The organism is Allobosea sp. P1_A7 (assembly GCF_056406775.1).
Window position 1 is genome coordinate 1 of record NZ_JBFTZN010000574.1, and the last position, 1,244, is coordinate 1,244.

1 pseudogene is annotated in these 1,244 nt (G+C 67.1%); it reads right to left on the bottom strand.

Features of this window, described 5'->3' with window-relative positions:
• Positions 1-690: pseudogene (locus AC1D34_RS37690) on the bottom strand (UDP-N-acetylglucosamine 1-carboxyvinyltransferase); the annotation flags it as partial.
• Positions 691-1,244 lie beyond the last annotated feature (554 nt).

Genomic DNA, 1,244 nt, shown 5'->3' on the forward strand with positions numbered 1-1,244 from the left:
TGAGACCCCCTTGACCACGATCTGCGAGGTGCCGGCGCCCTCGATCTTGGCGCCCATCTTGATAAGGCACGCGGCGAGGTCCGTGACCTCGGGCTCACGCGCCGCGTTCTCGATCACTGTCGTGCCGTCCGCAAGAACCGCAGCCATCAGGGCCGTATGGGTGCCGCCGACCGTCACCTTCGGGAAGACGATCTCGGCGCCCTTCAGGCCCTTCGGCGCGCGCGCCAGCGCATAGCCATTCTCGATGCTGATTTCCGCGCCGAGCCGTTCCAGCGCCATCAGCAGGAGGTCGACCGGCCGCGTACCGATCGCACAGCCGCCGGGCAGGGAGACCTTCGCTTCGCCCATCCGGGCCAGGATCGGAGCAATGACCCAGAAGCTCGCGCGCATGGTCGAGACCAGTTCATACGGCGCGCAGGTGTCGACGATCTGGCGTGCGGTGAGCGCGATGGTCTGGCCCGTCTCCGCCGACTGACCGATGCGCTTGCCAGCGATGGAACGGTCGACGCCGTGGTTCGAGAGGATGCGCGACAGCGCAGTCACGTCCGACAGTCGCGGGACATTGACCAGAGTCAGCGTCTCATCCGTGAGGAGGCTCGCGATCATCAGCGGCAACGCGGCATTCTTCGCGCCCGAGATCGGGATCGTGCCATTGAGGCGCTGGCCACCGGTAATGCGGATACGGTCCATCTGGATGTCCTGCTGGAGGTCGCGGCTATCGGCCGCGCGGCGCGATTGAGGGCGGGATCAGGACCGGGGAGTCTCGGCCTGGGCAGGCAAGGCTTCGTCTTCCCGCTCCGCTTCATCCGCCCGACGAGCGCGCGCCTGCGCCTTGCGGCGCTTCAGGTTCTCGCGCAGGGCTGCGGCCAGGCGCGCCCTCTTTTCGTCGTCTGCGGTTGGTTGGCGACTCAAGGGATCAAACTCGGCTTACGCGGTTCAACGCTGGGATCGCGGCGAAATCGCGGCGCATGGTTAGCTCTGCAACGTCCGTTGGACAAGTTTCCAAAGCGGCGGCACGTCAATCAGCGGTCCCTCGCTCGCCAAGCTGAGACGAAACTGTGCCGCAGCGAGGCGCCGACCCTTCGGGGCTCGCGTTTGCAGCTAGCCCTCAGGACCTCCAGCCGCCGCGCCCGCCGCTCGGCTGCACGCTGAAACCGCCTGCATTTTCCGTCTCTTGCGCTCGGCCGGCATTCGCCTGCGCCGCGCGTTTCGTGCGCTCTTCCCCGGCGGCACACGGCTTGCCT